Here is a 23,215-nt window from a genome sequence, read left to right as displayed (position 1 = left end):
GGATCAGTTCGCGTGCTTCTTGCGGTAGTCGTCCACGGCCGCCTTGATGGCGTCCTCGGCCAGGATGGAGCAGTGGATCTTCACCGGCGGCAGCGCAAGCTCCTCGGCGATCTGGCTGTTCTTGAGCGCGGCGGCTTCGTCGAGCGTCTTGCCCTTGACCCACTCGGTCACCAACGAGCTCGAGGCGATGGCCGAGCCGCAGCCGTAGGTCTTGAAGCGCGCGTCCTCGATCACGCCGGTGGCCGGGTTCACCTTGATCTGCAGCTTCATCACGTCGCCACAGGCCGGCGCACCTACCATGCCAGTGCCAACCGTCTCGTCGCCCTTGTCGAAGGAACCGACGTTGCGGGGGTTTTCGTAGTGGTCAACGACTTTTTCGGAATAGGCCATGTTGTTCTCCTTCGGATCAGTGGGCCGCCCACTGGATGGTCGACAGGTCGACGCCATCCTTGAACATTTCCCACAAGGGTGACAGTTCACGCAGCTTGGCGACGTTCTCCTTGATCGTCGCGATCGCGTAGTCGATCTCTTCTTCGGTCGTCCAGCGGCCGATGGTCATGCGCAGGCTGCTGTGCGCGAGTTCGTCGCTGCGGCCCAGGGCGCGCAGCACGTAGCTGGGCTCCAGGCTGGCCGAGGTGCAGGCCGAGCCCGAGGACACCGCGAGGCCCTTGATGCCCATGATCAGCGACTCGCCCTCGACGTAGTTGAAGCTCATGTTGAGGTTGTGCGGGATACGGCGCGCCTCGTTGCCGTTGATGAACACCTCCTCGATGTCCTTCAGGCCATTGACCAGGCGGTCGTGCAGGGCCTGGATGCGCTTGTTCTCTTCGTGCATCTCGGCCTTGGCGATGCGGTAGGCCTCGCCCATGCCCACGATCTGGTGCGTGGCCAGCGTGCCCGAACGCATGCCGCGCTCGTGGCCGCCGCCGTGCATCTGCGCCTCGATGCGCACGCGCGGCTTGCGGCGAACGTACAGCGCGCCGATGCCCTTGGGGCCGTAGGTCTTGTGCGCGGTCAGACTCATCAGGTCCACCGGCAGGCTCTGCAGGTCGATATCGACGCGGCCCGTGGCCTGCGCGCCATCGACGTGGAAGATCACGCCCTTCTCGCGGCAGATGGCGCCCAAGGCAGCGATGTCCTGGATGACGCCGATCTCGTTGTTCACGAACATGACCGAGGCCAGGATGGTGTCCGGGCGGATCGCCGCCTTGAAAGCCTCCAGGTCGACCAGGCCGTCGGCCTGTACGTCGAGGTAGGTGACCTCGAAGCCCTGGCGCTCCAACTCGCGCATGGTGTCCAGCACGGCCTTGTGCTCGGTTTTCACCGTGATGAGGTGCTTCCCCTTGCCCTTATAGAAGTTCGCCGCGCCCTTGAGCGCGAGGTTGTTCGATTCCGTCGCGCCGCTGGTCCAGACGATCTCGCGCGGGTCGGCGCCGATCAGCGCGGCCACCTGCTCGCGCGCGGTCTCCACCGCCTTCTCCGCCTCCCAGCCCCAGGCGTGGCTGCGCGACGCGGGATTGCCGAAGTGCTCGCGCAACCAGGGAATCATGGCGTCCACCACGCGCGGATCGACCGGGCTGGTGGCGCTGTAGTCCATGTAGATGGGAAAGTGCGGGGTGCTCATGGGCTTGTTCTGTCTGGCGTTGGACAAGGGCTGGCGAGGCCGGCGGCCAACACGCCGCCAGCCCCGCGGGCCGGATTCACTTCGAGAGCGCGGCGCCTCCGAGGGCGAACACGGAGTTCGGCGCGTTCACGCGGATGGGCTTGACCACCGGCGTGCTGGAAATGGCGCGCTTGATCATGGGCGCGTTCTCCACCACCACGCCCTTGGCGAGCTGCTCGTCCACCAGCGACTGCAGCGTCACCGAATCCAGGAAATCGACCATGCGGGCATTGAGCTGGGCCCAGAGCTCGTGCGTCATGCAGCGCTGGCCTTCGCCCAGGCAGTTCTCCTTGCCGCCGCATTGGGTGGCATCGATCGGCTCGTCCACCGACACGATGATGTCGGCCACGGTGATTTCGCCCGCCTTGCGGCCCAGGGTGTAGCCACCACCCGGCCCGCGGGTGGACTCCACCAGCTGGTGCCGGCGCAGCTTGCCGAACAGCTGCTCGAGATAGGACAAGGAAATCTGCTGCCGCTGGCTGATAGCCGCCAGCGTGACCGGACCGTTGTTCTGGCGCAGGGCCAGATCGATCATGGCTGTGACCGCGAAGCGGCCCTTCGTCGTGAGGCGCATTGCAAGCTCCTATTGTGTTGCTTGACCTTCGTGGCAAGGCCCGCCGGGCATCCGCCGTGGCGAACCCCTCCTCCACCCGCCCCGACCCTTGAGGGTCTGTTGCTGTCGCGGGGTTTCCCGACTAATTTTGTCGAATTATAGCCCAAAAGCTGAGCGATTTGCTCGGCATTGTACCGGCATGGGGTTTGTGCCAGTGGACAGGCGCCCGGGCACACCCCCCGGATTCTGGGAGTCGGCTTGCCACGAAAACGTTCAGGCCGCGCTGTCGTGCCCGGTGGACCCGAACACCCGGGCCTTGAGCTCGGCGAGTTGGTCGCGCACCTGGGCGGCCTTCTCGAACTCCAGGTTGCGGGCGTGCTCCAGCATGAGCTTTTCCAGCCGCTTGATTTCCCGGGCCACGTCCTTCTCGCTCATTTCCTCAAGCTCGGCGCGGGCGGCGCTTTCGGCGGCCAGGCGGTCGGCCTCCTTGCCCGCCTTCTCGCTGTAGACGCCGTCGATCAGGTCCTTGATGCGCTTGTTCACGCTGCGCGGCTCGATGCCGTGCGCCGCGTTGTGCGCGATCTGCTTGGCGCGGCGGCGCTCGGTTTCGCCGATGGCCGCCTTCATGGAGTCGGTGATCTGGTCGGCGTAGAGGATGGCCTTGCCGTTGAGGTTGCGCGCGGCGCGGCCGATGGTCTGGATCAGGCTGCGCTCGGAGCGCAGGAAGCCCTCCTTGTCCGCGTCCAGGATGGCGACCAGCGAGACCTCCGGAATGTCCAGGCCCTCGCGCAGCAGGTTGATGCCCACCAGCACGTCGAAGGCGCCCAGGCGCAGGTCGCGGAGGATCTCCACGCGCTCGACCGTGTCGATGTCGCTGTGCAGGTAGCGCACCTTCACGCCGTTCTCGGTCAGGTAGTCGGTGAGCTGCTCGGCCATGCGCTTGGTGAGCGTGGTGATGAGCACGCGCTCCTGGCGCTGCACGCGCAGGCGGATCTCCTGCAGCACGTCGTCCACCTGGTGCATGGCGGGGCGCACCTCCAGCTCCGGATCGACCAGGCCGGTGGGCCGCACCAGCTGCTCGACCACCTTGCTGGCGTGGGTCTTTTCGTAGTCAGCCGGTGTGGCCGAGACGAACACCACCTGGCGCATGCGCTGCTCGAACTCCTCGAACTTCAGCGGCCGGTTGTCCAGCGCGCTGGGCAGGCGAAAGCCGTACTCCACCAGCGTGGTTTTGCGGGCGCGGTCGCCGTTGTACATGCCGCCGAGCTGGCCGATCAGCACGTGGCTTTCGTCCAGGAACATCACCGCGTCGCGCGGCAGGTAGTCGGTCAGGGTAGACGGCGGATCGCCCGGGCGCGCCTGCGACAGGTGGCGCGTGTAGTTCTCGATGCCCTTGCAGTGGCCCACCTCGCTCAGCATCTCCAGGTCGAACCGGGTGCGCTGCTCCAGGCGCTGCGCCTCCACCAGCTTGCCCATGCCCACCAATTCCTTCAGGCGCTGGTCGAGTTCGAGCTTGATGGTCTCCACCGCCTGCAGCACCTGCTCGCGCGGGGTCACGTAGTGGCTGCTGGGGAAAACGGTGAAGCGCGGGATCTTCTGGCGCACCTTGCCGGTGAGCGGATCGAACAGCTGCAGGCTTTCGATCTCGTCGTCGAACAGCTCGATGCGGATCGCCATCTCGGAGTGTTCGGCCGGGAAGACATCGATGGTGTCGCCGCGCACGCGGAACTTGCCGCGGCCGAAGTCGGTTTCGTTGCGCGTGTACTGCATGCGGACCAGCTGGGCAATGGCGTCGCGCTGGCCAATCTTGTCGCCCACGCGCAGGGTCATCACCATCTGGTGGTAGCTCTCGGGCTTGCCGATGCCGTAGATGGCGGAGACCGTGGCCACGATGAGCACGTCGCGCCGCTCCAGGATGCTTTTGGTGCAGCTCAGGCGCATCTGCTCGATGTGCTCGTTGATCGCGCTGTCCTTCTCGATGAACAGGTCGCGCTGCGGCACATAGGCCTCGGGCTGGTAGTAGTCGTAATAGCTGACGAAGTACTCGACCGCGTTCTTCGGGAAGAACTCGCGGAACTCGCTGTAGAGCTGGGCGGCCAGGGTCTTGTTGGGCGCGAACACGATGGCCGGGCGGCCAACGCGCGCGATCACGTTGGCCATGGTGAAGGTCTTGCCCGAGCCGGTCACGCCCAGCAGGGTCTGGAAAACCTCGCCGTCGTTGATGCCTTCGACGAGCTGGTCGATCGCCTCGGGCTGGTCCCCGGCCGGCGGGTAGGGCAGGAACAGCTCGAAAGGGGAGTTGGGGAAGCGCACGAACTCGCCCGGGGTGGGGGCCTCGCTCGCCACTTCCTGCAGCAGGGGGGTGGTCATCGGGAAATTGTGCCGGAACGCGATGGCCCTGGCGGCTATGCTGGCGCCCCATGACCGCGCGCGAAACCCGACCCACGCCCGACAAGGACGCCATCGACGCCCTACCCCCCTTCCCGCCGCTGGACCTCGCGCGCATCGCGCTGGTGCGCAGCGCCGACGGCGCCCGCGACGCCGCCGCCGCGCTGGCCGCTCACCCGGTCTGGGGCTTCGACACAGAATCCAAGCCCACCTTCTTCAAGGACCAGGTGTCTGACGGCCCGCACGTGGTGCAACTGGCCATCGCCGAGCGCGCCTGGGTGTTCCAGCTGGCCGACCCGGGCTGCCGCGCGGCGGTGGCGGCCCTGCTGGCCCACCCGGCGCACGCCAAGGCGGGCTTCGGCCTGCGCGACGACAACCTGCGGGTGCGCGCCAAGCTGGGCATCGAACCCGCGGGCGTGATCGAACTCAACGCCCTCTTCCGCGCCCAGGGTTACCGCAAGGACATGGGCGTGCGCGCCGCCGTGGCGGTGCTGTTCGGCCAGCGCTTCGCCAAGAGCAAGAAGGCCGCCACCAGCAACTGGGCCGCCGCCAGCCTGAGCGAAGCGCAGCTGCTCTACGCGGCCAACGACGCCTGGGCGGCGTTCCGGGTGGCTCAGGCCTTGGGGGTGGAGGCGGGCTGAGTCACGTTGGCCAGCCAGTCCTTGAGCACGGCGTGGAACTCGGCCGGCTTCTGTTTCATGATCCAGTGCCCCGTGTCCAGCGACTTGGCCGCGCAGCCGGTGGTGCGGTTGAGGTGGCGCACCCAGCGGCTGGAATGGAACATGAAGGGCTTGCGCCGGCCATAGACGAACAGGCCCGGCAGCTGCTCGTCGATCAGCCGCTCGGCCTGGCCCGCGCCGCGCAGACCGCCGAAGGCATTGAACCAGCGCATGGCGTAGGGGTAGTTCATCTCCCAGCCGATCAGGGCTGGGTCGTTGCGGCAGCCGATCCGGCGCGCCATCCAGCGCGTCATGCGGTTGGCCAGGCCGGGCGCACGCGGGCCCAGTGACCAGGCGGTGGCCAACCAGAGCTGGTAGCCCGCGATCATGAGCTTCTCGCGCCAGCCCAGGGATTCGAAGTAGTCGCGCGAGCCCACGTCGCCGATGTCCAGCGCCACGATGCGCGCCACGCGCTCGGAGTGGCGCTTGGCGTAGGTGTAGCCGAAGGCGCAGCCCCAGTCGTGCAGCAGCAGGGTCACGCGCTGGTCGGGGCTCACGGCGTCCACGATGCGCGCGATGAGCGCGACGATGTCGCTCTGGCTCATGGGCCGGGGGCCGCGCGCCAGGTCGAAGCCCGGCAGATGGAAGCGCACGCAGCGCCAGTCGGGCACCAAGGCGGCCACGGTGCCGTCCCACAGCGCGGGCGTGTCGGGCCAGCCATGCACCATCACCACCGTCTGGGGCCCCACGCCATCGATGAAGACGTCGACGTCGTCGATCACCAGTTCGGGCACAGGACCCGGTTGTGTCTCGGGACCGTCGTCGGCCCCGGCGACCCGGGGAGCGGTGGTGGTGGTGTTCATGTCACAAGGCTTTGCCCAACCGTTGAATGCCTTCTTCGATCTTGTCCAGCGGCGCGGTGGCGAAGCTCAGGCGCAGCGTGGCGTGCACCGGGTCGGTGGCGAAGAACGGGGCGCCTGGCACGAAGGCCACGCCCTGCTCGATGGCCTTCTTCGCGAAGACCGCGCCGTCGGCCACCTTGCCGCCCGCGCCGGTGAGCCAGGCCCACACGAACAAACCGCCCTGGGGCGCGACGAAGTCGATCGCGTCTCCCAGTTCGCGCCGCAGCGCGGCCGTCATGGTGGCGGCACGCTCGGCGTAGACGCGACGCACGCGCGACAGCGTGGCGGGCATGCGACCGGCCTTGAGGTACTGGGCCGCCGTGGCCTGGGCAAAGGTGCTGGTGTGGGCGTCGCTGAACTGCTTGCACATGGTGGCCTTGGCCAGCAATTCGGCCGGCCCCACCATCCAGCCCACGCGCAGGCCGGGGCTGAGCACCTTGCTCAGCGAACCGCAGTGCACCAGGACGTCGCGCGCGCCGGGCACCTCGTCGGCCAGGGCCAGCAGGCTGGGCGGCGGCGCTTCGCCGAAGTACAGGTCGCCGTAGGGGTCGTCTTCCACGATCAGGGTGCCGTGCTTGACCGCCATCCGCAGCACGGCCTTGCGGCGCTCCAGGCTCATCATGGCGCCGCTGGGGTTGCCGAAGGTGGGGATGAGGTAGACGAACTTGGGCTTGTGCTCGGCGATGAGTTGCTCCAGCCGATCGGTCTGGGCGCCCTGCCCGTCCACGGGTACGGTGACCAGGTCGGCGCCGTACAGGCGGAAGCACTGGATGGTGGCCAGGAAGGTGGGGCCTTCGACGATCACCTTGTCGCCGGGCGACACGAGCGTCTTGCCCAGCAGGTCCAGCGCCTGCTGGCTGCCGGTGGTGACGATCAGGTCGCTGGCGGCGAGCCCGCGCACGCCCTTGCTGGCCATGAAGGCGGCCAACTGCTCGCGCAGGGGCTGGTGGCCCTCGGTGGCGCCGTACTGCAGGGTGGCGCCGGGCTCTTCGCTCAACGCGGCGTTCACGGCCTCGCGGATGCCGTCGACGTCGAACAGGGCGCTGTCGGGAAACCCGCCCGCGAAACTGATGATGCCGGGCTTGCCGAGCAGCTTGAACAGCTCGCGGATGGCGGAGGTTTCGACGTTGTTCAGGCGATCGGCGAAGGGAATGGTGTGGCTCATGCGGACGGGGGGTGGGGTCGGATCGGAATGGCGCATTGTCACCAAAACCGCGCGCCGCGCATCGGCCCCGGGCAAACCCTCGGAGGGATGGATAGACTGCGCGCCCATGAAGCGCGAGCTGATCGAACCCTTCTTCGCCACCCTGAAGGCGAGCAACCCCAGCCCCCAGTCGGAGCTGGAATACACCACCGTCTTCGAGCTGCTGGCCGCCGTGCTGCTGTCGGCCCAAGCCACCGACGTGAGCGTCAACAAGGCCACGCGCCAGCTGTTCCCCGTGGCCAATACGCCGCAGGCCATCTTGGCCCTGGGGCTGCAGGGGCTGGAGGGCTACATCAAGACCATCGGCCTGTTCCGCAGCAAGGCCCGACACCTCATGGAGACCTGCCGCATCCTGGTGGAGCGCCACGGCGGCGAGGTGCCACGCACGCGCGAGGCGCTGGAGGCCCTGCCCGGCGTGGGCCGCAAGACGGCCAACGTGGTGCTCAACGTGGCCTTCGGCGAGCCCACCATGGCGGTGGACACGCACATCTTTCGCGTCAGCAACCGCACCGGCCTGGCGCCGGGCAAGACCCCGCTGGCCGTGGAACTGGCGCTGATGAAGCGCGTGCCGCCCGAGTACGCGGTGGATTCGCACCACTGGCTCATCCTGCACGGGCGCTACGTGTGCCTGGCGCGCAAGCCGCAGTGCCACCGCTGCGCGGTGGCGGCGTACTGCGACTTCACGCCCAAGACGGCGGGTTGACGCTGGCGTCAAGCCCGCGCCCGACAGCGGGGCTCAGCCCTTGGCCGCCGCCTTCGCCTCGGCGATCCAGCCGTCGAAGGTCTTCTGGTTGGCCTTGATCCAGGCGTCGACGTGGCGCTCGATGTCGGCCGGCTTGTTCTCACCGTCGCGCATGCGCAGGTTCTGGGCATTGATGTCGCCCACCGACAGCTTCATCACCTCGAACAGCTTGCCCGCGGCCGGGTTTTTCTCCACGAAGGCGCGGTTGGCCACGATGCGCTGCGTGTTGATGACGAAGCCGTAGTTCTGGCCATTGGGCAGCTTGGTGTCCAGCTTGGCCTGCTCGCCGGGCAGCGAGGAGAACGGCACCTGCAGCCACACCACGTCCTGACCCGGGCGCAGCACGCCGCTCACCCAGTAGGGCGTCCAGGTGTAGTACAGGATGGGCTTGCCCTGCTTGTAGCGGGTGATGGTGTCGGCGATCAGCGCCGAGTAGCTGCCCTGCACGTGGCGCACGGTGTCGCGCAGTTTGTAGGCCGTGAGCTGGTGTTCGATGACGGCCTCGCAACCCCAGCCGGGGTTGCAGCCGGTCAGGTCGGCCTTGCCATCGCCGTCGGCGTCGAAGAGCTTGGCGATCTCGGGCTTCTGCAGCTGTGCGACGTTGGTGATCTTGTGGGCGTCGGCCGTCTTCTTGTCGATCAGGTAGCCCTGGGCCGCGCCGGGCGAGTAGGCGCCGGTGCGCGAGAGCTTGGCGTCGCCGCCGGCGTTCTTGTAGAAGTCGGCGTGCAGCGGGTCCCAGTGGCTGGCCAGGTAGGTGGCGTCGCCGTTGGCCAGGGCCACGTGGGCGGTGGCGTACTCCACCTCGCTGATCGGCTGCACCTCATAGCCCAGCTTCTGCAGCGCGCGACCCACCAGCAGGGTCTGGAAGGTTTCTTCAGCGATGGAGCTCTTCACCGGCTTGACCACGACGCCCTTGCCGGGCAGGTCCTGGGCGATGGCGGTGGCCGCCGTGGCGGCCACCAGGCCGGCGGCGAAGAGCTTGCGCCACAGCGTGAATCGGTGGAATGGAACGTTCATGCGGTTTCTCCTTGGGTGAGGTCGTTGGAGGAAGAAAGTGAAGGGTGACGGCGGCTTCGCGCCAGCCGCAGCACCAGGCCCACAGGCCCGGTCTGCCACCAGTGGCGCGCGCCGCGGCGCGGCTGGCCCATGGCCTGGGTGATGCGGTCCAGCGTGATGGCCAGCAGCACGATGCCCAGGCCGCCGACCGTGGCCAGGCCCATGTCCAGGCGGCCGATGCCGCGCAGCACCATCTGGCCCAGGCCGCCCACCGCGATCATGGAAGCGATCACCACCATGGACAGCGACAGCATCAGCGCCTGGTTGACGCCCGCCATGATCGAGGGCATGGCCAGGGGCAGCTGCACCTTGGTCAGCATCTGCCAGGGCGAAGCGCCGTAGGCCTGGGCGGCTTCGATCAGGTCGGGCCGCACCTGGCGGATGCCCAGCGTGGTCAGGCGCACCAGCGGCGGCAGCGCGAACACGATGGTGACGATCACGCCGGGCACGTTGCCGATGCCGAACAGCATCACCACCGGCACCAGGTAGACGAAGGCCGGCGTGGTCTGCATCGCGTCGAGCACGGGCCGCACGACACGCTGGGCGCGGTCGTTGGCCGCCAGGAGCACCCCCAGCGGCAGGCCGATCAGCACACAGAAGGCCAGCGAGGTCAGCACCAGCGAGAGCGTGACCATGGCCTCGGGCCAGATGCCCAGCGTCGACACCAGCAGCAGCGAGACCACCGCGCCGATGGCCACGCCGCGACCCGCGCACTGCCAGGCGATCAGGCCCAGCAGGGCCACCATCACCGGCACCGGCACGGCCAGCAAGGCGGCTTCCACGCCGCCCAGCGTGGCGTCGATGGGGCCGCGCACGGCCTGGAAGAAGGGCCGGAAATGGTCCACGGCCCAGCCCAGGCCGCTGTTGATCCAGTCCTGCACGGGCAGGCTGCCGTCCCAGAGCTGGCTGAGGTGAAAGCCGTCCGCGCCGGGCGCGGCGGCGGCATCGGCCGGCGCGACGTTCAACCAGTCGCCACCCGAGGCTTGCGTGCTGGTGGACCAGGCGTCGCCGGCCGGCGCCGCGACCGACCCCTGGGGCTCAGCCGCGGGCGCGGCGGAGGCCCAGGGGTCGGTCGCGGCGGCGTCGGCCTGCGCGAGCGGGATGTCGTTCGGGGAAATGGGGGTCGTGTCCTGCATCGCTGCTCCTTTCTCACTCGCCGCCACGGTCCATGAACCGCAGCAGCGTGGTCTTGCTGATGGCGCCGACGTACCGGCCGTTTGCGCCCACCACCGGCAGCGGCCAGGGTGCTTGCGCCACCTGGCCGAACAGTTCATTGACGGGGTGCCCGGCCTCCAGCGCCTGCACGCCGGGCAGGAAGGCGTGCTGCAGGCCCAGCGGGCCCTCGTGCCCCTTGAGCGCGGCGCGCAGCGACTCCACGGACACCATGCCCTGGAAGCGCTCCTGCGTGCACACCACGAAGGCGTACTCCCGGTCCTGCTGCTCCAGCATGGACAAGGCCGCACGCGCGCCGCGCGTGGGGCTTTCGGCCACCACCACCTGGCTGCGGCGCGCGATGTCGCCGGCCTTGAACACGGCCGCCGCGTCCACGCCGCGCACGAAGTTGCGCACGTAGTCGTCGGCCGGTTCGCGCAGGATCTCCTCGGGCGTGCCCACCTGCACCACCTGGCCATCTTTCATGATGGCGATGCGGTCGCCGATGCGCATGGCCTCGTCCAGGTCGTGCGAGATGAAGACGATGGTGCGGCGCTTGACCTCCTGCAGACGCAGCAGCTCGCTCTGCATGTCGGTGCGGATGATCGGGTCCAGCGCCGAGAAGGCTTCGTCCATCAGCAGGATGGACGGGTCGCTGGCCAGCGCGCGCGCCAGGCCCACGCGCTGCTGCATGCCGCCAGACAGCTCGTCGGGGTAGCTGTCGCCCCAGCCGGCGAGGCCCACCTGCGAGAGGGCCTCGTCGGCCTGGGCCAGGCGCGTGGCCTTGTCCACGCCCGCCAGCTCCAGCCCGAAAGCGGTGTTGTCGCGCACCGTCATGTGCGGCATCAGCGCGAAGGACTGGAACACCATGCTGATGTCCTTGCGGCGCAGGGCACGCAGCTCGCGGTCGCTGTGCTCGAAGATGTTGCGGCCGTCGATCACGACCCGGCCGGCGCTGGGCTCGATGAGCCGGTTGAGCAGGCGCACCAGCGTGGACTTGCCGGAGCCCGACAGGCCCATGATCACGAAGATCTCGCCGGCCTGGATGCTGAAGTGCGCGTCGAAGACGCCGATGGACTGGCCCGTCTCGGCCAGGATTTCCTGCTTGCTGCGTCCCTCTCGCACCAGGGCGAGCGCGGCCTGCGGCTCGTCGCCGAAGACCTTGAACACGTGGTCGATCTGAATGTCTTTTGCCATTGCGGCGGGCCTCCTTGTGGGTGGGCTTTGGGCAATGGCCGCCTGGGGACAAACGCGCAGGCGGCCGCGGACCGCAGCCACGCAGCAGGCACTGAAGACGACGAAGCACGACGCATGCAGCGCCTGTGCACGCCAGGGGGAGCCGTTCAGCGGGCCTGGTCGAGGGGCGTGAACGAGGTGGCGCGACGCGGCGGCAGTTGGCTGGAATCCAGCCGGTGCCGGGCAAGGCCCGGCGGGGTATCACCAGCGCCGCGACGGGATTCAGGTCGATCCGCGAGTAGCGCCCGGTGCGTCAACATGTCTTGTTGACTGTTAGGGAAGCGAGGATTGTAACTTTTTGATCTATGCGAGTCAAGCCAGACCATTGGCATCGGCTGGCAACGGCCCGCATCGGAAAACAAAAAGCCCGCCGGAGCGGGCTTTTGCCGGGAACCGCAGCGATCAGCCGCTGTGCGGGCGCTTGCCCGGGTTCTTCTTGCTGCGCGTGGCCACGCCGCGCTCCAGGCTGCGGCGCTGGCCACGGCCGGGGGTGGGCAGCACGACGCCATTGGCAGCGACGGGACGGGGGGTGGCCTTGCGGTCGGCCTCGGTGACGATCTTGTTGCCCATGGCACTTTCCTTAGAGCGGCGGGTGACGAAAAACCGGTATTGGACCACAGGACGCGGACGCCTTCGCGCACCACCCCCGTCCACGTATGCTGCCCGCATGCTTCGCCTGCTCGCCACCGTCTCCTGGCCCGAGTTCCGCCACCACCCCTGGCGCACGGCCATCGCCGTGCTCGCCGTGGCGCTGGGCGTGGCGCTGGCGCTGGCGGTGCAGCTCATCAACGCCTCAGCCCTGGCCGAATTCCGCGACGCCGTGAGCGCCGTCAACGGCCAGCCCGACATCGAGCTGCGCGCCCGCCAGGGCCTGCTGGACGACGCCCTGTTCGAGCGCGTGGCCGCGCACCCGGGCGTGGCGGCGGCCAGCCCGGTGCTGGAGCTGCCCGCCTCGCTGGCCACGGCCCGCGGCGAGCGCCTGCCGGCGCGCCTGATCGGCGTGGACGCTCTCAGCGTGGGCCGCGTGGCGCCCGCGCTGATGCCGCTGACGGGTGGGGACGGCGGCCGCCGCCTGGACCTGTTCGCGCCCGACGCCGTGTTCCTGAACGCGAGCGCGCGCCAGGCCGTCGGCGGCGCCGCCACCGTCGGGCTGCGGCTGGGCGCGGCCGATCACGCCTTGCGCGTCGCCGGCCAGGTGAACGCGCCCGGCGCGCCGGTGCTGGTGATGGACATTGCGGCCGCCCAGGCCCTGGCCGGGCGGATCGGCGCGCTCAGCCGCGTCGACCTGCGGCTGGTCCCCGGCGCACCGGCCGAGCGCGTGCTGGACGAGCTGCAACTGCCCCCGGGCACCCTGGCCCAGCGCCCCGAACAGGCGGGCGAGCGCATCAGCAACCTGTCGCGCGCCTACCGCGTCAACCTCACGGTGCTGGCGCTGGTGGCCCTGTTCACGGGGGCCTTCCTGGTGTTCTCGGTGCTGTCCCTGTCGGTCGCTCGGCGGCAGGGGCCGCTGGCGCTGCTGGGCGTGCTGGGCCTGTCGGCGCGCGAGCGGCTGCGCCTGGTGCTGGCCGAATCGGCCCTGCTGGGCCTGCTGGGCGGCGCCATCGGCGTGGCCCTGGGCAGCGCCGTGGCGGCGCTCGCGCTGCGCCAGCTCGGCGGCGACCTGGGCGGCGGCTACTTCACCGGCGTGTCGCCCGCCCTGCGCTGGAGCCCGTGGGCCGCGCTGCTGTACGGCGCGCTGGGCGTGGCGGCGGCCGTGGCCGGCGGCTGGTGGCCGGCGCGCGCGGCGCAGGCCCTGGCGCCGGCGCAGGCGCTCAAGGGCCTGGGCACGGACGCGCCCACGGCGCGGCGGCACACACTGGCCCTGGGGCTGCTGCTGCTCGCCGGCCTGGCCGCGCTGGCGCCGCCCGTGGCCGGCCTGCCGCTGGGGGCCTATGTGTCGGTGGGCCTGCTGCTGGTCGGCGGTATCGCGGCGCTGCCGCTGAGCGTGTCGGCCCTGCTGGACCGCCTCGCGCCGCACACCATGCGCCACCTGTTGCCGCTGCTGGCGGTGGAGCGCGCGCGCCGCCTGCGCGAGACCGCCGCCGTGGCCACCAGCGGCGTGGTGGCCAGCCTGGCCCTGTCGGTGGCGCTCACGGTCATGGTGGCGAGCTTTCGCGACTCGGTGACGCACTGGCTGGACACCGTGCTGCCCGCCCCGCTCTACCTGCGCGGCAGCGGCGGCGCCGGGGACAGCCAGCACCTGCCGCCCGCCTTCGTGGACGCGGTGTCGGCCGTGCCCGGGGTGGCGCGCGCCGACCCGCTGCGCGCCCTGCCCCTGCAGTTCGACCCCGCGCGCCCGCCGGTGACGCTGGTGGTGCGCCCGCTGCGCGGCGATCCTTTGCCGCTGCCCCTGGTGGGCGAGACCGCCGCCGTGGCCGCGCCCGACGTGCCCGTCTATGCGAGCGAGGCCATGGCCGACCTGTATGGCGCACGCCTGGGCCAACCCCTGCCCGCGCTGGCCCAGGCCCTGGCCGCGCCCGAGGCCCGGCGCGCCCGCTACGTGGTGGCCGGCGTCTGGCGCGACTACGCGCGCCAGCACGGCAGCGTGGCCATCGACGCCGACACCTTCGCGCGCCTGAGCGGCGAGCGCCTCGTGAGCGACCTGGCGCTGCACCTGGCGCCCGGCGCCGACCCGCAGGCGGTGCGCGACGCCATCGACGCACTCGCGCAAGCGCAGGGCCTGCAGGACAGCATCGAGTTCGCCTCGGCGGAGCAGATCCGCGCCGCCTCGCTGCGCATCTTCGACCGCAGCTTCGCCGTCACCGTCTGGCTGCAGGCCGTGGCCATCGGCATCGGCCTGTTCGGCGTGGCCGCGAGCTTCAGCGCGCAGGTGCTGGTGCGGCGCAAGGAGTTCGGCTTGCTCGCGCACCTGGGCCTCACGCGGCGCCAGATCCTGGGCGTGGTGGCGGCCGAGGGCCTGGCCTGGACGGCCCTGGGCGCGCTGGCCGGCACGGCCCTGGGCCTGCTGGTCAGCCTGGTGCTGGTGCACGTGGTCAATCCACAGAGCTTCCACTGGACCATGGACCTGGTGCTGCCCTGGGCGCGGCTGGGTGCGCTGGCGCTGGCGGTGGTGCTGGCCGGCACGCTCACGGCCTGGCTGGCCGGGCGCGCGGCGGCCAGCCGCGACGCGGTGCAGGCCGTCAGGCAGGACTGGTGAACGCCATGCACCCCCTCTCCCGCCGCCACTGGCTGCTCGGCAGCGCCGCCGCCCTGGCCTGGCCGCTGGCGCCGGCGCGCGACATCGCCCGCCCCGGCGACACCCTGCGCCCGCGCGAACTGGTGTTCCCGCGCGACCACGGCAGCCACCCCGACACGCGCACCGAGTGGTGGTACCTCACCGGCCACGCGCGCGACGGCGGCGGCCGCGACTTCGGCTTCCAGATCACTTTCTTCCGCAGCCGCGTGGACGAGGCGCGCGACCTGCCCGGCCGCCTGGCCGCGCGCCAGTTGCTGTTCGCGCACGCCGCCATCACCGACGTCGCGGGCCGGCGCCTGCACCACGACCAGCGCATCGCGCGCTGGAACGGCGAACGGCCCGCCAGCACCGAACGCGCCGTGTTCGCCAGCGAAACCGACACCGAGGTGGTGCTGCGCGACTGGTTCATCCGCCGCCGCGCCGACGGCGGCTACGCCACGCGCGGCGTGGGCGACACGCTGCTGATCGACATCGAGGCCCGCGCGCCGCAGGCCTGGCTGCTGCAGGGCGACCGGGGCTTCTCGCGCAAGGGGCCGGACGCCGCGCAGTCCAGCTTCTACGTCTCGCAGCCGCAGCTCCAGGTGAGCGGCACCCTGGGCCTGGCCGGCCAGCGCTTCCAGGTGAGCGGCAGTGCCTGGCTGGACCACGAGTGGAGCGAGGCCCTGCTGCACCCCGAGGCCGTGGGCTGGGACTGGATCGGCATGAACCTGTTCGACGGCCACGCCCTCACCGCTTTCCGGCTGCGCCGCGCCGACGGCTCGGCCCTGTGGGCGGGCGGCTCCTTCCGCGCCGCGGCCGACGCGCGCGAGGCGAACGCCATCCACCGCTTCGCCCCGGGCGAGGTGGAATTCAAGCCCCAACGCTGGTGGACCAGCCCGCTCACGCGCACGCGCTACCCCGTGGAATGGCTGGTGCGCACGCCGGCCGACTTCTACACCGTGCGCGCGCTGGTCGACGCACAGGAACTCGACAGCCGCGCCAGCACCGGCGCGATCTACTGGGAAGGCCTGTCGGAGCTGATCGACAGCAACGGCCGCCTGGTGGGGCGGGGCTACCTGGAAATGACCGGGTACGCCCAGCGGCTGGTGCTCTGAGGCGGCGCGCGCGCCGCGCTCAAGCGGGCATCAGGACGGCTTCTTGTCCTCGGCGCCCACGGCGTCGCGCACGCACTTGTTGGTGAAGCTGGTCTTGGCCGCGCCGGAAAGCTTCTTCTCGCCCGCGGCCGTGGTGCAGGCCGCCGTGGCGTCCTTCTTGCACTTGGTCATGAAGGAGTTCTTGGCGGCGCCGGCCAGCTTCTTCTCCATCGCCTTCGCCTGGCAGGTGGCCTCGTCGGCCCAGGAACCGGTGGCGGTGAACGCCAGGGCGGCGGCGAGGATCAGGGTGCGGTTGAGCATGGGGAACTCCTGGGGGTGTCGGAGCGGCGATTGTTATCACGCGATTCGATGGCGTGCAATGGGATGGCGGGGGGAGGACAAGAAGCAACGGCGGCTGCGAGCGTTGCGCCGAAACGCCGATGCCGACGTGTTGACACGCCCGCTCGGCGGCTGTTGTTCGGGGCGTCCCCTTCACTGGCGCCTGGACCGGTGCGGCGAGCCGGGCCGGCGCTGGATCGGCGCATGGCGGGCGGCGCCGCTCGGCGCACGCGTCTTGGCCTAAGCTAAGCACCCCCCTCGGCACCGACCTCCGGGTCCCCTCCCCCATGGCCACCGCCTCCGACCGCCCCTCGGGCAAGAGCCCGCGTTCGCTCACCGGGCTGCTGCCCTTCATGCGTCCCTACCGCCTGCAAATGGGGCTGGCCCTGCTCTTCCTGGTGCTGGCGGCGGCGGCCACGCTGGCGTTTCCGGTGGCGCTGCGCCTGCTGATCGACGACGGCCTGGTGCCGGCGGGGCGTGGTGATCAGGTGCTGGCGCTGCGCGAGCATTTCGCGGCGCTGTTCGGGGTGGCGGTGGCGCTGGGCCTGTTCTCGGCGGTGCGCTTTTACCTGGTCAGCTGGATCGGCGAGCGCATCACGGCCGACCTGCGCAACGCGGTGTACCGCCACGTGCTGCGCCAAAGCCCTCAGTTCTTCGAGACCACGCAGACCGGCGAGGTGCTGTCGCGACTGACGGCCGACACCACGCTGGTCCAGACCGTCGTGGGCTCATCGTTGTCCATGGGCCTGCGCAACGCGGTGATGGGCCTGGGCGCGCTGGTGATGCTGGTGTGGTCGCACCCCTATGTGATGGTGTTGGTGCTGGCCACGGTGCTGCTGGTGGTGCTGCCGGCCATGTGGTTCGGGCGCCGGGTGCGCCGGCTCTCGCGCGCCAGCCAGGACCGCATCGCCGATTCGAGCTCCATCGCGGCCGAGGTGCTGAACGCGATTCCCACGGTGCAGAGCTACGCGGCCGAGGGGCGCGAATCCCAACGCTTCGAGCAATCCACCCAGCACGCGTTCGAGACCGCCGTGCGCCGCACCAAGGCGCGCGCCGCGCTGGTGGCCTTCGTCATCATCGCCAACGCGGCGCTCATCCTCTGGGGCATGTTCCAGGGCACGCAGGCGGTTCTGAACGGCCAGCTGTCGCCGGGGCAGCTGGGCCAGGCGGTGTTCTACGTGGTGATCTTCGCGGGCGCGGTGGCCGTGCTGGGCGAGGTGTACGGCGACCTGCTGCGCGCCGCGGGCGCGAGCGAGCGCCTGGTGGAGCTGCTGGCCAGCGAGTCGCCGGTGCGATCGCCCGCGAACGCCGTGGACGCGCCGCTGCCGGCGGGCGGCAGCGCGCTGGCGTTCGAGCAAGTCCGCTTCAATTACCCCTCGCGCCCGGCGCAGGCGGCGCTGGACGGGTTTTCGCTGGCGGTGGCGCCGGGGCAGACGGTCGCCATCGTGGGCCCCAGCGGCGCCGGCAAGACCACCGTGTTCTCGCTGCTGCTGCGCTTCTACGACCCGCAGCAGGGCCGCATCGTGCTCGACGGCACGCCGATCAACGCCCTGCGGCTGCAGGACCTGCGCGAGCGCATCGGCATCGTGCCGCAGGACCCGGTGATCTTCTCCAGCAGCGCCATGGAGAACATCCGCTACGGCCAGCCGGGCGCCAGCGACGAAGCGGTGAAGGCCGCCGCGCGCGCCGCCTTCGCCGACGAGTTCATCGCCCAACTGCCCGAGGGCTACGCCACCTTCCTGGGCGAGCGCGGTGTGCGCCTGTCGGGCGGCCAGCGCCAGCGCATCGCCATCGCGCGCGCCATGCTGAAGAACCCGCCGCTGCTGCTGCTGGACGAGGCCACCAGCGCGCTGGACGCGCAGAGCGAGCGCGTGGTGCAGGCGGCGCTGGAGGCCGCCATGCGCAACCGCACCACCCTGGTCATCGCCCACCGGCTGGCCACGGTGCAGCGCGCCGACCCCATCGTGGTGATGGACCACGGGCGCCTCGTGGAGCAAGGCACGCACGCCGAGCTGGTGGCGCGCGGCGGGGTGTACGCGGGCCTGGCGGCTCTGCAGTTCAACGCCTGATTCCGCCGGCGCGGCGTGCCCGCGCCCAGCCTCAGCGCTCGGGCGCCCACTCGCGGAAGAAGCGGATGCGCTCCTCGTCCGCCGGGTGGCTGGCCAACGCGATCGGCAGCACGCCGTCGGCGTCGCGGTCCTGGTTTTTTCGCGCGGTGGCCAGGCGCTCGAACAGCGAGACCATCACGGCCGGCGACAGGCCCGCGCGGTCCAGCCGCTCGGCCGCGTAGGCGTCGGCGCGGCGCTCCACGTCGCGCGAGTAAGACTGGGTCAGCAGCGCCGCCGGCACGCTGGCGATGAAGCCGCTGGCGTCGCCGAAGACCACGCCCACGATGGCGCTCAGCAGGCTGGCGCGCACCAGCATGTCCAGGCCGTCGCGGTGGCGCACGTGGCCCAGCTCGTGCGCCAGCACGCCGGTCAGCGCGTCGGGCCGGTCGTGCAGCAGCTCGACCAGTTGGTCGGTCACGACCATCTGTCCGCCCGGCAGGGCCAGGGCGTTGGGGCCCAACTCGGGCGCATCCCGGAACGACAGGCGCCAGGCGGGCGCGTCGCCCTCGGGGTGGGCGCGCTCGACGAAGGCCCGCCAGCGCCGCTCGATCGCCTGGCGCCGCGCCTCGTCCAGGCGCGTGGGCTTGAGCAGCGCGCGGTCGAGCTGGGCCAAGCCGTCGCGCCCGATGCGCTCGTCCAGCGACAGCGGCAGGCGCTGCGCGACGAACTGGCTGGCCACGGGCACGCCCCAGAACCAGCTCGCCAGCAGCACCGCGACGGCGCCCACCACCGCCGCGGCGGTGGCGCGCCAGCTCTGCTGCCAGCCCACCACCCAGGACTCGCGCAGGCCCTGGGCGGCCCACCAGGCGTCCCAGCCGCTGGCGTCGGCGTGCTGGATCAGGCCGCCGTCGGGCAGCTCGGTCTGGCGCTGGCCGTGTGTGCGGCGCTCAGGCCAGCGCACCTCGCGCAGGGGGTAGCGCCGCGGCGGCTCGGCGCGCTCCGCGTCCAGCGGCTCCAGCACCAGCTCATCGCCCTCGACGCGCAGCTGCACCGCGCGCCCGCGCGGGCTGCGGCCATCGAACCAGCGCGTGGGCAGCGGCTCACCCATGCCCGCTCACAACCCCATGTCGATGCCGAAGAAGTCGCCCGCGGCGTCGCCCAGCGGGCCGACGTCGCGCCGCTGCGCGTGCGCCAGCCAGTCGTTCACCGAGCCCTTGACCTGCAGCGCCATGGCCTCCAGCCGGGCGCGCGCCAGGCGCACCTGGGCGAAAGGCCAATACAGACCCAAGGTCAGCGCGATCAGCAGCCAGTTCACCGCCGTCACGCGCGCCAGCGCGCCAAAGCCCAGCCCGCTGCGAAAGCGCGTGTTGCGGCTGCGGGTGTTCTGCCACACCAGGTTCTGCAGCGCGGCGGTGTAGTGGGTCACCACCAGCATGGGAAACAGCAGATAGCCCAGCGCGACGGCGCCGCTCAGCATCAGCACGCCAGCCGCCGTGCGCCCCGCCAAGCCCACGCCCAGCGCCGCGATGGCGCCCACGATCAGCACCACCAGCAGCATCACGCCGCCGGTGCGCAAGCCAAGCCCGTAGAACTGGCGCACACCGGCGCGCAGCTCGGTGCGCTCGCCAGCAAAGCGGTAGCCGCCGTGCTGGTACTGCTTGATGCGCGCCAGACACCAGGGCATGACCAGCGCGAACAGCGCCATCACGCCCAGGAACAGCAGGCCCATGCGCCGCCGCTCCTCGGGCGAGGCGCCCTCGCCGGGTGCCAGGTCGGGCGCGCTCAGGCCCAGGGCCACGAAACCCAGCACGGGCAGCAGCAGCGGCGCGAAGGCCAGGTAGGCGCCCTTGAGGTCGCCCTCGAAGCTCAGGCGCACACCGCGCCAGCTGGTGTTGCGCAGGCGAAACTGCAGCGAGGCCCGCCACAGCGCCGGCCACAGCAGGGCGAACACCAGGAAGATGGCGCCGGCCACCAGCGGCGCCGTTTCCGAGGTGACGCCATAGGCCAGGCCGAACAGCGCCACCACCAGGTAGCCGCGGAACATCTTCCAGGGGTTGGCGTGAAAACCCAGCGGGTCATCGCCCACCAGGGTGTTGTTCTGGAAATACGCGATGCGCCGCGCCCGTGCGAAGGGCCAATACAGCGTGAACGTCACCAGGACCAACAACAGGTTCACGATCCAGATGCGGAAGTACTCGCTGCCTGAGCCGGTGAACCGGATCGGCAGCGTTTGCACCGGGGGCCGCGCATCCGGTGCGCCCGGCGCCTCACCCAGCCTATCGATGTTGTTCATCTTGCCTCCCTCCTGTTAGCAGGCCGGCGGATGCTAGCACCGGCCGGCCAAGGCCATGCAGCGCAGGCATGGAGCCATCCTCAGCCCGCCTTGGACAAGCGCCGGGGCGCTGCGTACAGTGCTTGGCGCCGTGGCCCCGCAGCGGCCATGCCCCATCGAAGGACCCACCATGTCGTCGCCCACCCCTCCCTCCGTGCTGACCCAGGCCCTGCCCTCCTACCTCGACCCCCACCACCTCGGCCCCTGGGGCATCTACCTCCAGCAGGTCGATCGCGTCGCGCCCTACCTGGGCAAGCTGGGGCGCTGGGTCGACACCCTCAAGCGGCCCAAGCGCACCCTCATCGTGGACGTGCCCATCCATCTGGACAACGGCACCGTGGCCCACTTCGAGGGCTACCGCGTGCAGCACAACACCAGCCGCGGGCCCGGCAAGGGCGGCGTGCGCTTCCACCAGGACGTGACCCTGTCCGAGGTGATGGCCCTGGCGGCCTGGATGTCCATCAAGAACGCCGCAGTGAACGTGCCCTACGGCGGCGCCAAGGGCGGCATCCGGGTCGACCCGAAGCTGCTCACGCGCGGCGAACTCGAGCGCGTGACGCGCCGCTACACCAGCGAGATCGGCATCATCATCGGCCCGACCAAGGACATCCCCGCGCCCGACGTGAACACCAATGAGCAGGTCATGGCCTGGATGATGGACACGTACTCCATGAACGAGGGCGCCACCGCCACCGGCGTGGTCACCGGCAAACCGGTCGACCTGGGCGGCTCGCTCGGCCGGCGCGAGGCCACCGGCCGCGGCGTGTACACCGTCGGCATCGAGGCCGCGCGCCGCATCGGCCTGGACGTGACCCGCTCGCGCGTGGCCGTGCAGGGCTTCGGCAACGTGGGTGGCGTGGCCGGCAAGCTGTTCGCCGAGGCCGGCGCCCGCGTGGTGGCCGTGCAGGACCATGGCGGCACGGTCTACAGCGAGGCCGGGCTGAACGTGCCCGCCCTGCTCGACCACGTGGGCCGCCACGGCTCCGTGGCGGGCTTCGCGGGTGGACAGGTCATCCCCAACGAGGACTTCTGGGGCGTGCCTTGCGACATCCTCATCCCCGCCGCGCTCGAAGGCCAGATCACCGACAAGAACGCCGGCCGCATCCAGGCCCGCATGGTGATCGAAGGCGCCAACGGCCCCACCACCCCGCAAGCCGATGACATCCTGCACGACCGCGGCGTGCTCGTGTTGCCCGACGTGATCGCCAACGCCGGCGGCGTGACGGTGAGCTACTTCGAGTGGGTGCAGGACTTCTCCAGCTTCTTCTGGACCGAGGACGAGATCAACGCCCGCCTGGTGAAGATCATGAAGGACGCCTTCTCGGCCGTGTGGCAGGTGTCGGAGGACCACAAGGTCAGCCTGCGCACCGCCACCTTCATCATCGCCTGCCAGCGCATCCTGCACGCGCGCGATCTGCGCGGCTTGTATCCCTGACTCCCCCTGCGCCGCTGCGCGGCGTCCCCCTGTCTGGCGCGCCTGCGGCGCTTGGAGGGGGGACGATGCCCGCGGCCCGGCAAAGCCGGTTCCACGGCATCTCTGGCGTTGCGCACGCGCTCCGGGTAGGAAGCTGCGCAGCGGCCGCAGGGAGAATTCCTGCTATTGCAGGGTGTCTTTCACCGCCGGCAGCAGGGGCAGGGGCATCACCTCCACGCCTTCTTCCAGCAGCTCCAGGGCCACGGCCGCGCTGGTCTGGCCGCGGATGTTGCGGCGCTCGATCTCGCCGTGGTGCATGGCGCGGGCCTGCTCGGCGAACCGCTCGCCGACGTCTTCGGTGTTGACCATGATCTCGCGCATGGCCTTGAGCATGCGCGCCTGCAGCTCGGCCAATTCGGCCTGTGCGGGGTGGTTGCTGAGCGTGAGGCCTTCGGGGCCATGGGCCGCGCCCTGTGGCTCGCGGCCCGCACGCAGGTTCAGGCGCGGCGCCGAGAGTTTTTTCTCCACGCGCTGATCCCCGCACAGCGGGCAGCTCACCAGCCCGCGCTCCAGCTGCTGGTGGAAATCGTCTTCGGAGCCGAACCAGCCCTCGAACACGTGCTGGTGGGCGCATTGCAGATCGAGCACCTTCATGGCGCGCAATTATCCTGCCAGTCCAAGACCCATTGGCCACTGAGCACATTCTGCAGCCACAGCATGCCCACCAAGGTCTTGCTGTCGATGACCCGGCCGTCGCGGCACCAGGCCTGGAGTTCGGCCGGCGTGGCAGTGAAGACGTCCAGCGCCTCGCCGTCGTCGAGCGCGCGCTCGCCCAGGCTCAGGCCGCGCGCGAACCAGACGTCGATGACCTCGTCGGAGTACGCGATGGTGGGCGCCAGGCGGCCCGCGAAGGCCCATTGCCGGGCCGCGTAGCCGGTCTCCTCGCGCAGCTCGCGCCGCGCGCAGGCCAGGCTGCCCTCGCCGGCGTCGAGCTTGCCAGCGGGAAACTCCACCATGACGGCCCCCATGGGGTGGCGGTACTGGCGTTCCAGCACCACGCGGCCATCGTCCAGCAAAGGGACCACCATCACCGCGCCCGGGTGCAGCACGAATTCGCGCGTGGCCTCGGCGCCCGTGGGCAGGCGCACGGTGTCGCGCACCACGTGCAGGAAGTGGCCACGCAGCAGCTCGGCGCGCGCCAGCGGCGCTTCGGTCAGGT

At 70.5% G+C, this 23,215-nt stretch carries 21 protein-coding genes; 6 read left to right on the top strand and 15 right to left on the bottom strand.

The features are described 5' to 3' along the window. Nucleotides 1-3: 3 nt before the first annotated feature. From iscU to uvrB, 4 genes are all read right to left on the bottom strand, one after another. A complete protein-coding gene (gene iscU, locus BHU06_RS03190) occupies nucleotides 4-390 on the bottom strand; it encodes a Fe-S cluster assembly scaffold IscU (RefSeq protein WP_070397667.1) in 387 nt (128 codons plus the stop codon). A 16-nt stretch (nucleotides 391-406) separates the two neighbouring features. Continuing rightward, nucleotides 407-1,624: an IscS subfamily cysteine desulfurase gene (locus BHU06_RS03185; protein WP_070397666.1), complete on the bottom strand. Its 1,218-nt coding sequence runs from the start codon at nucleotides 1,622-1,624 to the stop codon at nucleotides 407-409. Between the two features lie 76 nt (nucleotides 1,625-1,700). Next, a complete protein-coding gene (iscR, locus tag BHU06_RS03180; protein ID WP_070397665.1) occupies nucleotides 1,701-2,237 on the bottom strand; it encodes a Fe-S cluster assembly transcriptional regulator IscR in 537 nt (178 codons plus the stop codon). A 252-nt stretch (nucleotides 2,238-2,489) separates the two neighbouring features. Further along, entirely contained in the window at nucleotides 2,490-4,586 is a 2,097-nt protein-coding gene (uvrB, locus tag BHU06_RS03175) for an excinuclease ABC subunit UvrB (protein WP_070397664.1), read from the bottom strand. A 50-nt stretch (nucleotides 4,587-4,636) separates the two neighbouring features. On the opposite strand from uvrB, the gene BHU06_RS03170 reads away from it, so the two are divergent. Beyond that, complete coding sequence (locus tag BHU06_RS03170) at nucleotides 4,637-5,245, top strand: 3'-5' exonuclease (RefSeq protein WP_070397663.1); 609 nt, start codon at nucleotides 4,637-4,639, stop codon at nucleotides 5,243-5,245. Here the strand turns inward: BHU06_RS03170 and BHU06_RS03165 are convergent. After that, complete coding sequence (locus BHU06_RS03165; RefSeq protein ID WP_083292850.1) at nucleotides 5,218-6,126, bottom strand: alpha/beta fold hydrolase; 909 nt, start codon at nucleotides 6,124-6,126, stop codon at nucleotides 5,218-5,220. The genes BHU06_RS03170 and BHU06_RS03165 overlap by 28 nt on opposite strands. Before the next feature lies 1 nt (nucleotide 6,127). Beyond that, nucleotides 6,128-7,318: a PLP-dependent aminotransferase family protein gene (locus BHU06_RS03160; RefSeq protein ID WP_070397780.1), complete on the bottom strand. Its 1,191-nt coding sequence runs from the start codon at nucleotides 7,316-7,318 to the stop codon at nucleotides 6,128-6,130. A 118-nt stretch (nucleotides 7,319-7,436) separates the two neighbouring features. On the opposite strand from BHU06_RS03160, the gene nth reads away from it, so the two are divergent. After that, nucleotides 7,437-8,072, top strand: a complete 636-nt coding sequence (nth, locus tag BHU06_RS03155) for an endonuclease III (RefSeq protein WP_070397662.1) — start codon at nucleotides 7,437-7,439, stop codon at nucleotides 8,070-8,072. 33 nt (nucleotides 8,073-8,105) lie between these two features. Here the strand turns inward: nth and proX are convergent, their stop codons facing one another. The 4 genes from proX to BHU06_RS22760 all read right to left on the bottom strand — a co-directional run bounded on the left by proX (nucleotide 8,106) and on the right by BHU06_RS22760 (nucleotide 12,125). Further along, nucleotides 8,106-9,128 carry a glycine betaine/L-proline ABC transporter substrate-binding protein ProX gene (gene proX, locus BHU06_RS03150; protein ID WP_070397661.1) on the bottom strand — a complete coding sequence of 341 codons (1,023 nt, stop codon included), beginning with the start codon at nucleotides 9,126-9,128 and terminating at the stop codon, nucleotides 8,106-8,108. Beyond that, on the bottom strand, nucleotides 9,125-10,303 hold the full coding sequence (gene proW, locus BHU06_RS03145; RefSeq protein ID WP_070397660.1) for a glycine betaine/L-proline ABC transporter permease ProW: 1,179 nt from the start codon (nucleotides 10,301-10,303) through the stop codon (nucleotides 9,125-9,127). Before proW ends, proX begins: the two co-directional genes overlap by 4 nt. A gap of 13 nt (nucleotides 10,304-10,316) precedes the next feature. Then, complete coding sequence (gene proV, locus BHU06_RS03140; protein WP_070397659.1) at nucleotides 10,317-11,516, bottom strand: glycine betaine/L-proline ABC transporter ATP-binding protein ProV; 1,200 nt, start codon at nucleotides 11,514-11,516, stop codon at nucleotides 10,317-10,319. A 441-nt stretch (nucleotides 11,517-11,957) separates the two neighbouring features. Continuing rightward, nucleotides 11,958-12,125 carry a hypothetical protein gene (locus BHU06_RS22760; RefSeq protein WP_009515307.1) on the bottom strand — a complete coding sequence of 56 codons (168 nt, stop codon included), beginning with the start codon at nucleotides 12,123-12,125 and terminating at the stop codon, nucleotides 11,958-11,960. Between the two features lie 97 nt (nucleotides 12,126-12,222). Here BHU06_RS22760 and BHU06_RS03135 point away from each other — a divergent pair, with 97 nt between their 5' ends. Further along, nucleotides 12,223-14,751, top strand: a complete 2,529-nt coding sequence (locus tag BHU06_RS03135; protein ID WP_070397658.1) for an FtsX-like permease family protein — start codon at nucleotides 12,223-12,225, stop codon at nucleotides 14,749-14,751. A gap of 5 nt (nucleotides 14,752-14,756) precedes the next feature. After that, the gene (locus BHU06_RS03130; protein WP_070397779.1) at nucleotides 14,757-15,884 is read left to right on the top strand and encodes a lipocalin-like domain-containing protein; all 1,128 of its coding nucleotides are present in this window, start codon (nucleotides 14,757-14,759) and stop codon (nucleotides 15,882-15,884) included. Nucleotides 15,885-15,914: 30 nt separating this feature from the next. Here BHU06_RS03130 and BHU06_RS03125 read toward each other — a convergent pair whose 3' ends face one another. Then, complete coding sequence (locus BHU06_RS03125; RefSeq protein ID WP_070397657.1) at nucleotides 15,915-16,184, bottom strand: hypothetical protein; 270 nt, start codon at nucleotides 16,182-16,184, stop codon at nucleotides 15,915-15,917. Between the two features lie 305 nt (nucleotides 16,185-16,489). Here BHU06_RS03125 and BHU06_RS03120 point away from each other — a divergent pair, with 305 nt between their 5' ends. Further along, nucleotides 16,490-18,271 (top strand): ABC transporter transmembrane domain-containing protein, encoded by a 1,782-nt coding sequence (locus BHU06_RS03120; RefSeq protein WP_070397656.1) that lies wholly within the window; start codon nucleotides 16,490-16,492, stop codon nucleotides 18,269-18,271. 31 nt (nucleotides 18,272-18,302) lie between these two features. Here the strand turns inward: BHU06_RS03120 and BHU06_RS03115 are convergent, their stop codons facing one another. Continuing rightward, a complete protein-coding gene (locus BHU06_RS03115) occupies nucleotides 18,303-19,358 on the bottom strand; it encodes a M48 family metallopeptidase (protein ID WP_070397655.1) in 1,056 nt (351 codons plus the stop codon). A gap of 6 nt (nucleotides 19,359-19,364) precedes the next feature. Beyond that, entirely contained in the window at nucleotides 19,365-20,543 is a 1,179-nt protein-coding gene (locus tag BHU06_RS03110) for a YjgN family protein (protein ID WP_070397654.1), read from the bottom strand. 169 nt (nucleotides 20,544-20,712) lie between these two features. On the opposite strand from BHU06_RS03110, the gene BHU06_RS03105 reads away from it, so the two are divergent. Then, the gene (locus BHU06_RS03105) at nucleotides 20,713-22,017 is read left to right on the top strand and encodes a Glu/Leu/Phe/Val dehydrogenase (RefSeq protein ID WP_070397653.1); all 1,305 of its coding nucleotides are present in this window, start codon (nucleotides 20,713-20,715) and stop codon (nucleotides 22,015-22,017) included. 162 nt (nucleotides 22,018-22,179) lie between these two features. Here BHU06_RS03105 and BHU06_RS03100 read toward each other — a convergent pair whose 3' ends face one another. Further along, nucleotides 22,180-22,650, bottom strand: a complete 471-nt coding sequence (locus tag BHU06_RS03100; protein WP_070397652.1) for a DUF1178 family protein — start codon at nucleotides 22,648-22,650, stop codon at nucleotides 22,180-22,182. Then, nucleotides 22,647-23,213: an NUDIX domain-containing protein gene (locus BHU06_RS03095; protein WP_254668108.1), complete on the bottom strand. Its 567-nt coding sequence runs from the start codon at nucleotides 23,211-23,213 to the stop codon at nucleotides 22,647-22,649. Before BHU06_RS03095 ends, BHU06_RS03100 begins: the two co-directional genes overlap by 4 nt. Nucleotides 23,214-23,215: the final 2 nt, after the last annotated feature.

The sequence above is a fragment of the Hydrogenophaga sp. PML113 genome (assembly GCF_001777155.1).
GTDB classification, from domain to species: Bacteria; Pseudomonadota; Gammaproteobacteria; order Burkholderiales; family Burkholderiaceae_C; genus Hydrogenophaga; species Hydrogenophaga borbori.
Note: the sequence above shows the minus strand (reverse complement) of the source record. Positions and strands in the feature narration are given on the sequence as shown.

Bases quoted from the DNA above. Each gene is read 5' to 3' on its own strand.
- BHU06_RS03165 (WP_083292850.1), bottom strand. From the start codon at position 6,126: ATGAACACCACCACCACCGCTCCCCGGGTCGCCGGGGCCGACGACGGT.
- uvrB (WP_070397664.1), bottom strand. From the start codon at position 4,586: ATGACCACCCCCCTGCTGCAGGAAGTGGCGAGCGAGGCCCCCACCCCG.
- BHU06_RS03120 (WP_070397656.1), top strand. From the start codon at position 16,490: ATGGCCACCGCCTCCGACCGCCCCTCGGGCAAGAGCCCGCGTTCGCTC.
- BHU06_RS03170 (WP_070397663.1), top strand. From the start codon at position 4,637: ATGACCGCGCGCGAAACCCGACCCACGCCCGACAAGGACGCCATCGAC.
- iscU (WP_070397667.1), bottom strand. From the start codon at position 390: ATGGCCTATTCCGAAAAAGTCGTTGACCACTACGAAAACCCCCGCAAC.
- nth (WP_070397662.1), top strand. From the start codon at position 7,437: ATGAAGCGCGAGCTGATCGAACCCTTCTTCGCCACCCTGAAGGCGAGC.
- proX (WP_070397661.1), bottom strand. From the start codon at position 9,128: ATGAACGTTCCATTCCACCGATTCACGCTGTGGCGCAAGCTCTTCGCC.
- BHU06_RS03125 (WP_070397657.1), bottom strand. From the start codon at position 16,184: ATGCTCAACCGCACCCTGATCCTCGCCGCCGCCCTGGCGTTCACCGCC.
- BHU06_RS03105 (WP_070397653.1), top strand. From the start codon at position 20,713: ATGTCGTCGCCCACCCCTCCCTCCGTGCTGACCCAGGCCCTGCCCTCC.
- BHU06_RS03185 (WP_070397666.1), bottom strand. From the start codon at position 1,624: ATGAGCACCCCGCACTTTCCCATCTACATGGACTACAGCGCCACCAGC.
- proW (WP_070397660.1), bottom strand. From the start codon at position 10,303: ATGCAGGACACGACCCCCATTTCCCCGAACGACATCCCGCTCGCGCAG.
- BHU06_RS03100 (WP_070397652.1), bottom strand. From the start codon at position 22,650: ATGAAGGTGCTCGATCTGCAATGCGCCCACCAGCACGTGTTCGAGGGC.
- BHU06_RS03130 (WP_070397779.1), top strand. From the start codon at position 14,757: ATGCACCCCCTCTCCCGCCGCCACTGGCTGCTCGGCAGCGCCGCCGCC.
- BHU06_RS03115 (WP_070397655.1), bottom strand. From the start codon at position 19,358: ATGGGTGAGCCGCTGCCCACGCGCTGGTTCGATGGCCGCAGCCCGCGC.
- BHU06_RS03110 (WP_070397654.1), bottom strand. From the start codon at position 20,543: ATGAACAACATCGATAGGCTGGGTGAGGCGCCGGGCGCACCGGATGCG.
- proV (WP_070397659.1), bottom strand. From the start codon at position 11,516: ATGGCAAAAGACATTCAGATCGACCACGTGTTCAAGGTCTTCGGCGAC.
- iscR (WP_070397665.1), bottom strand. From the start codon at position 2,237: ATGCGCCTCACGACGAAGGGCCGCTTCGCGGTCACAGCCATGATCGAT.
- BHU06_RS22760 (WP_009515307.1), bottom strand. From the start codon at position 12,125: ATGGGCAACAAGATCGTCACCGAGGCCGACCGCAAGGCCACCCCCCGT.
- BHU06_RS03135 (WP_070397658.1), top strand. From the start codon at position 12,223: ATGCTTCGCCTGCTCGCCACCGTCTCCTGGCCCGAGTTCCGCCACCAC.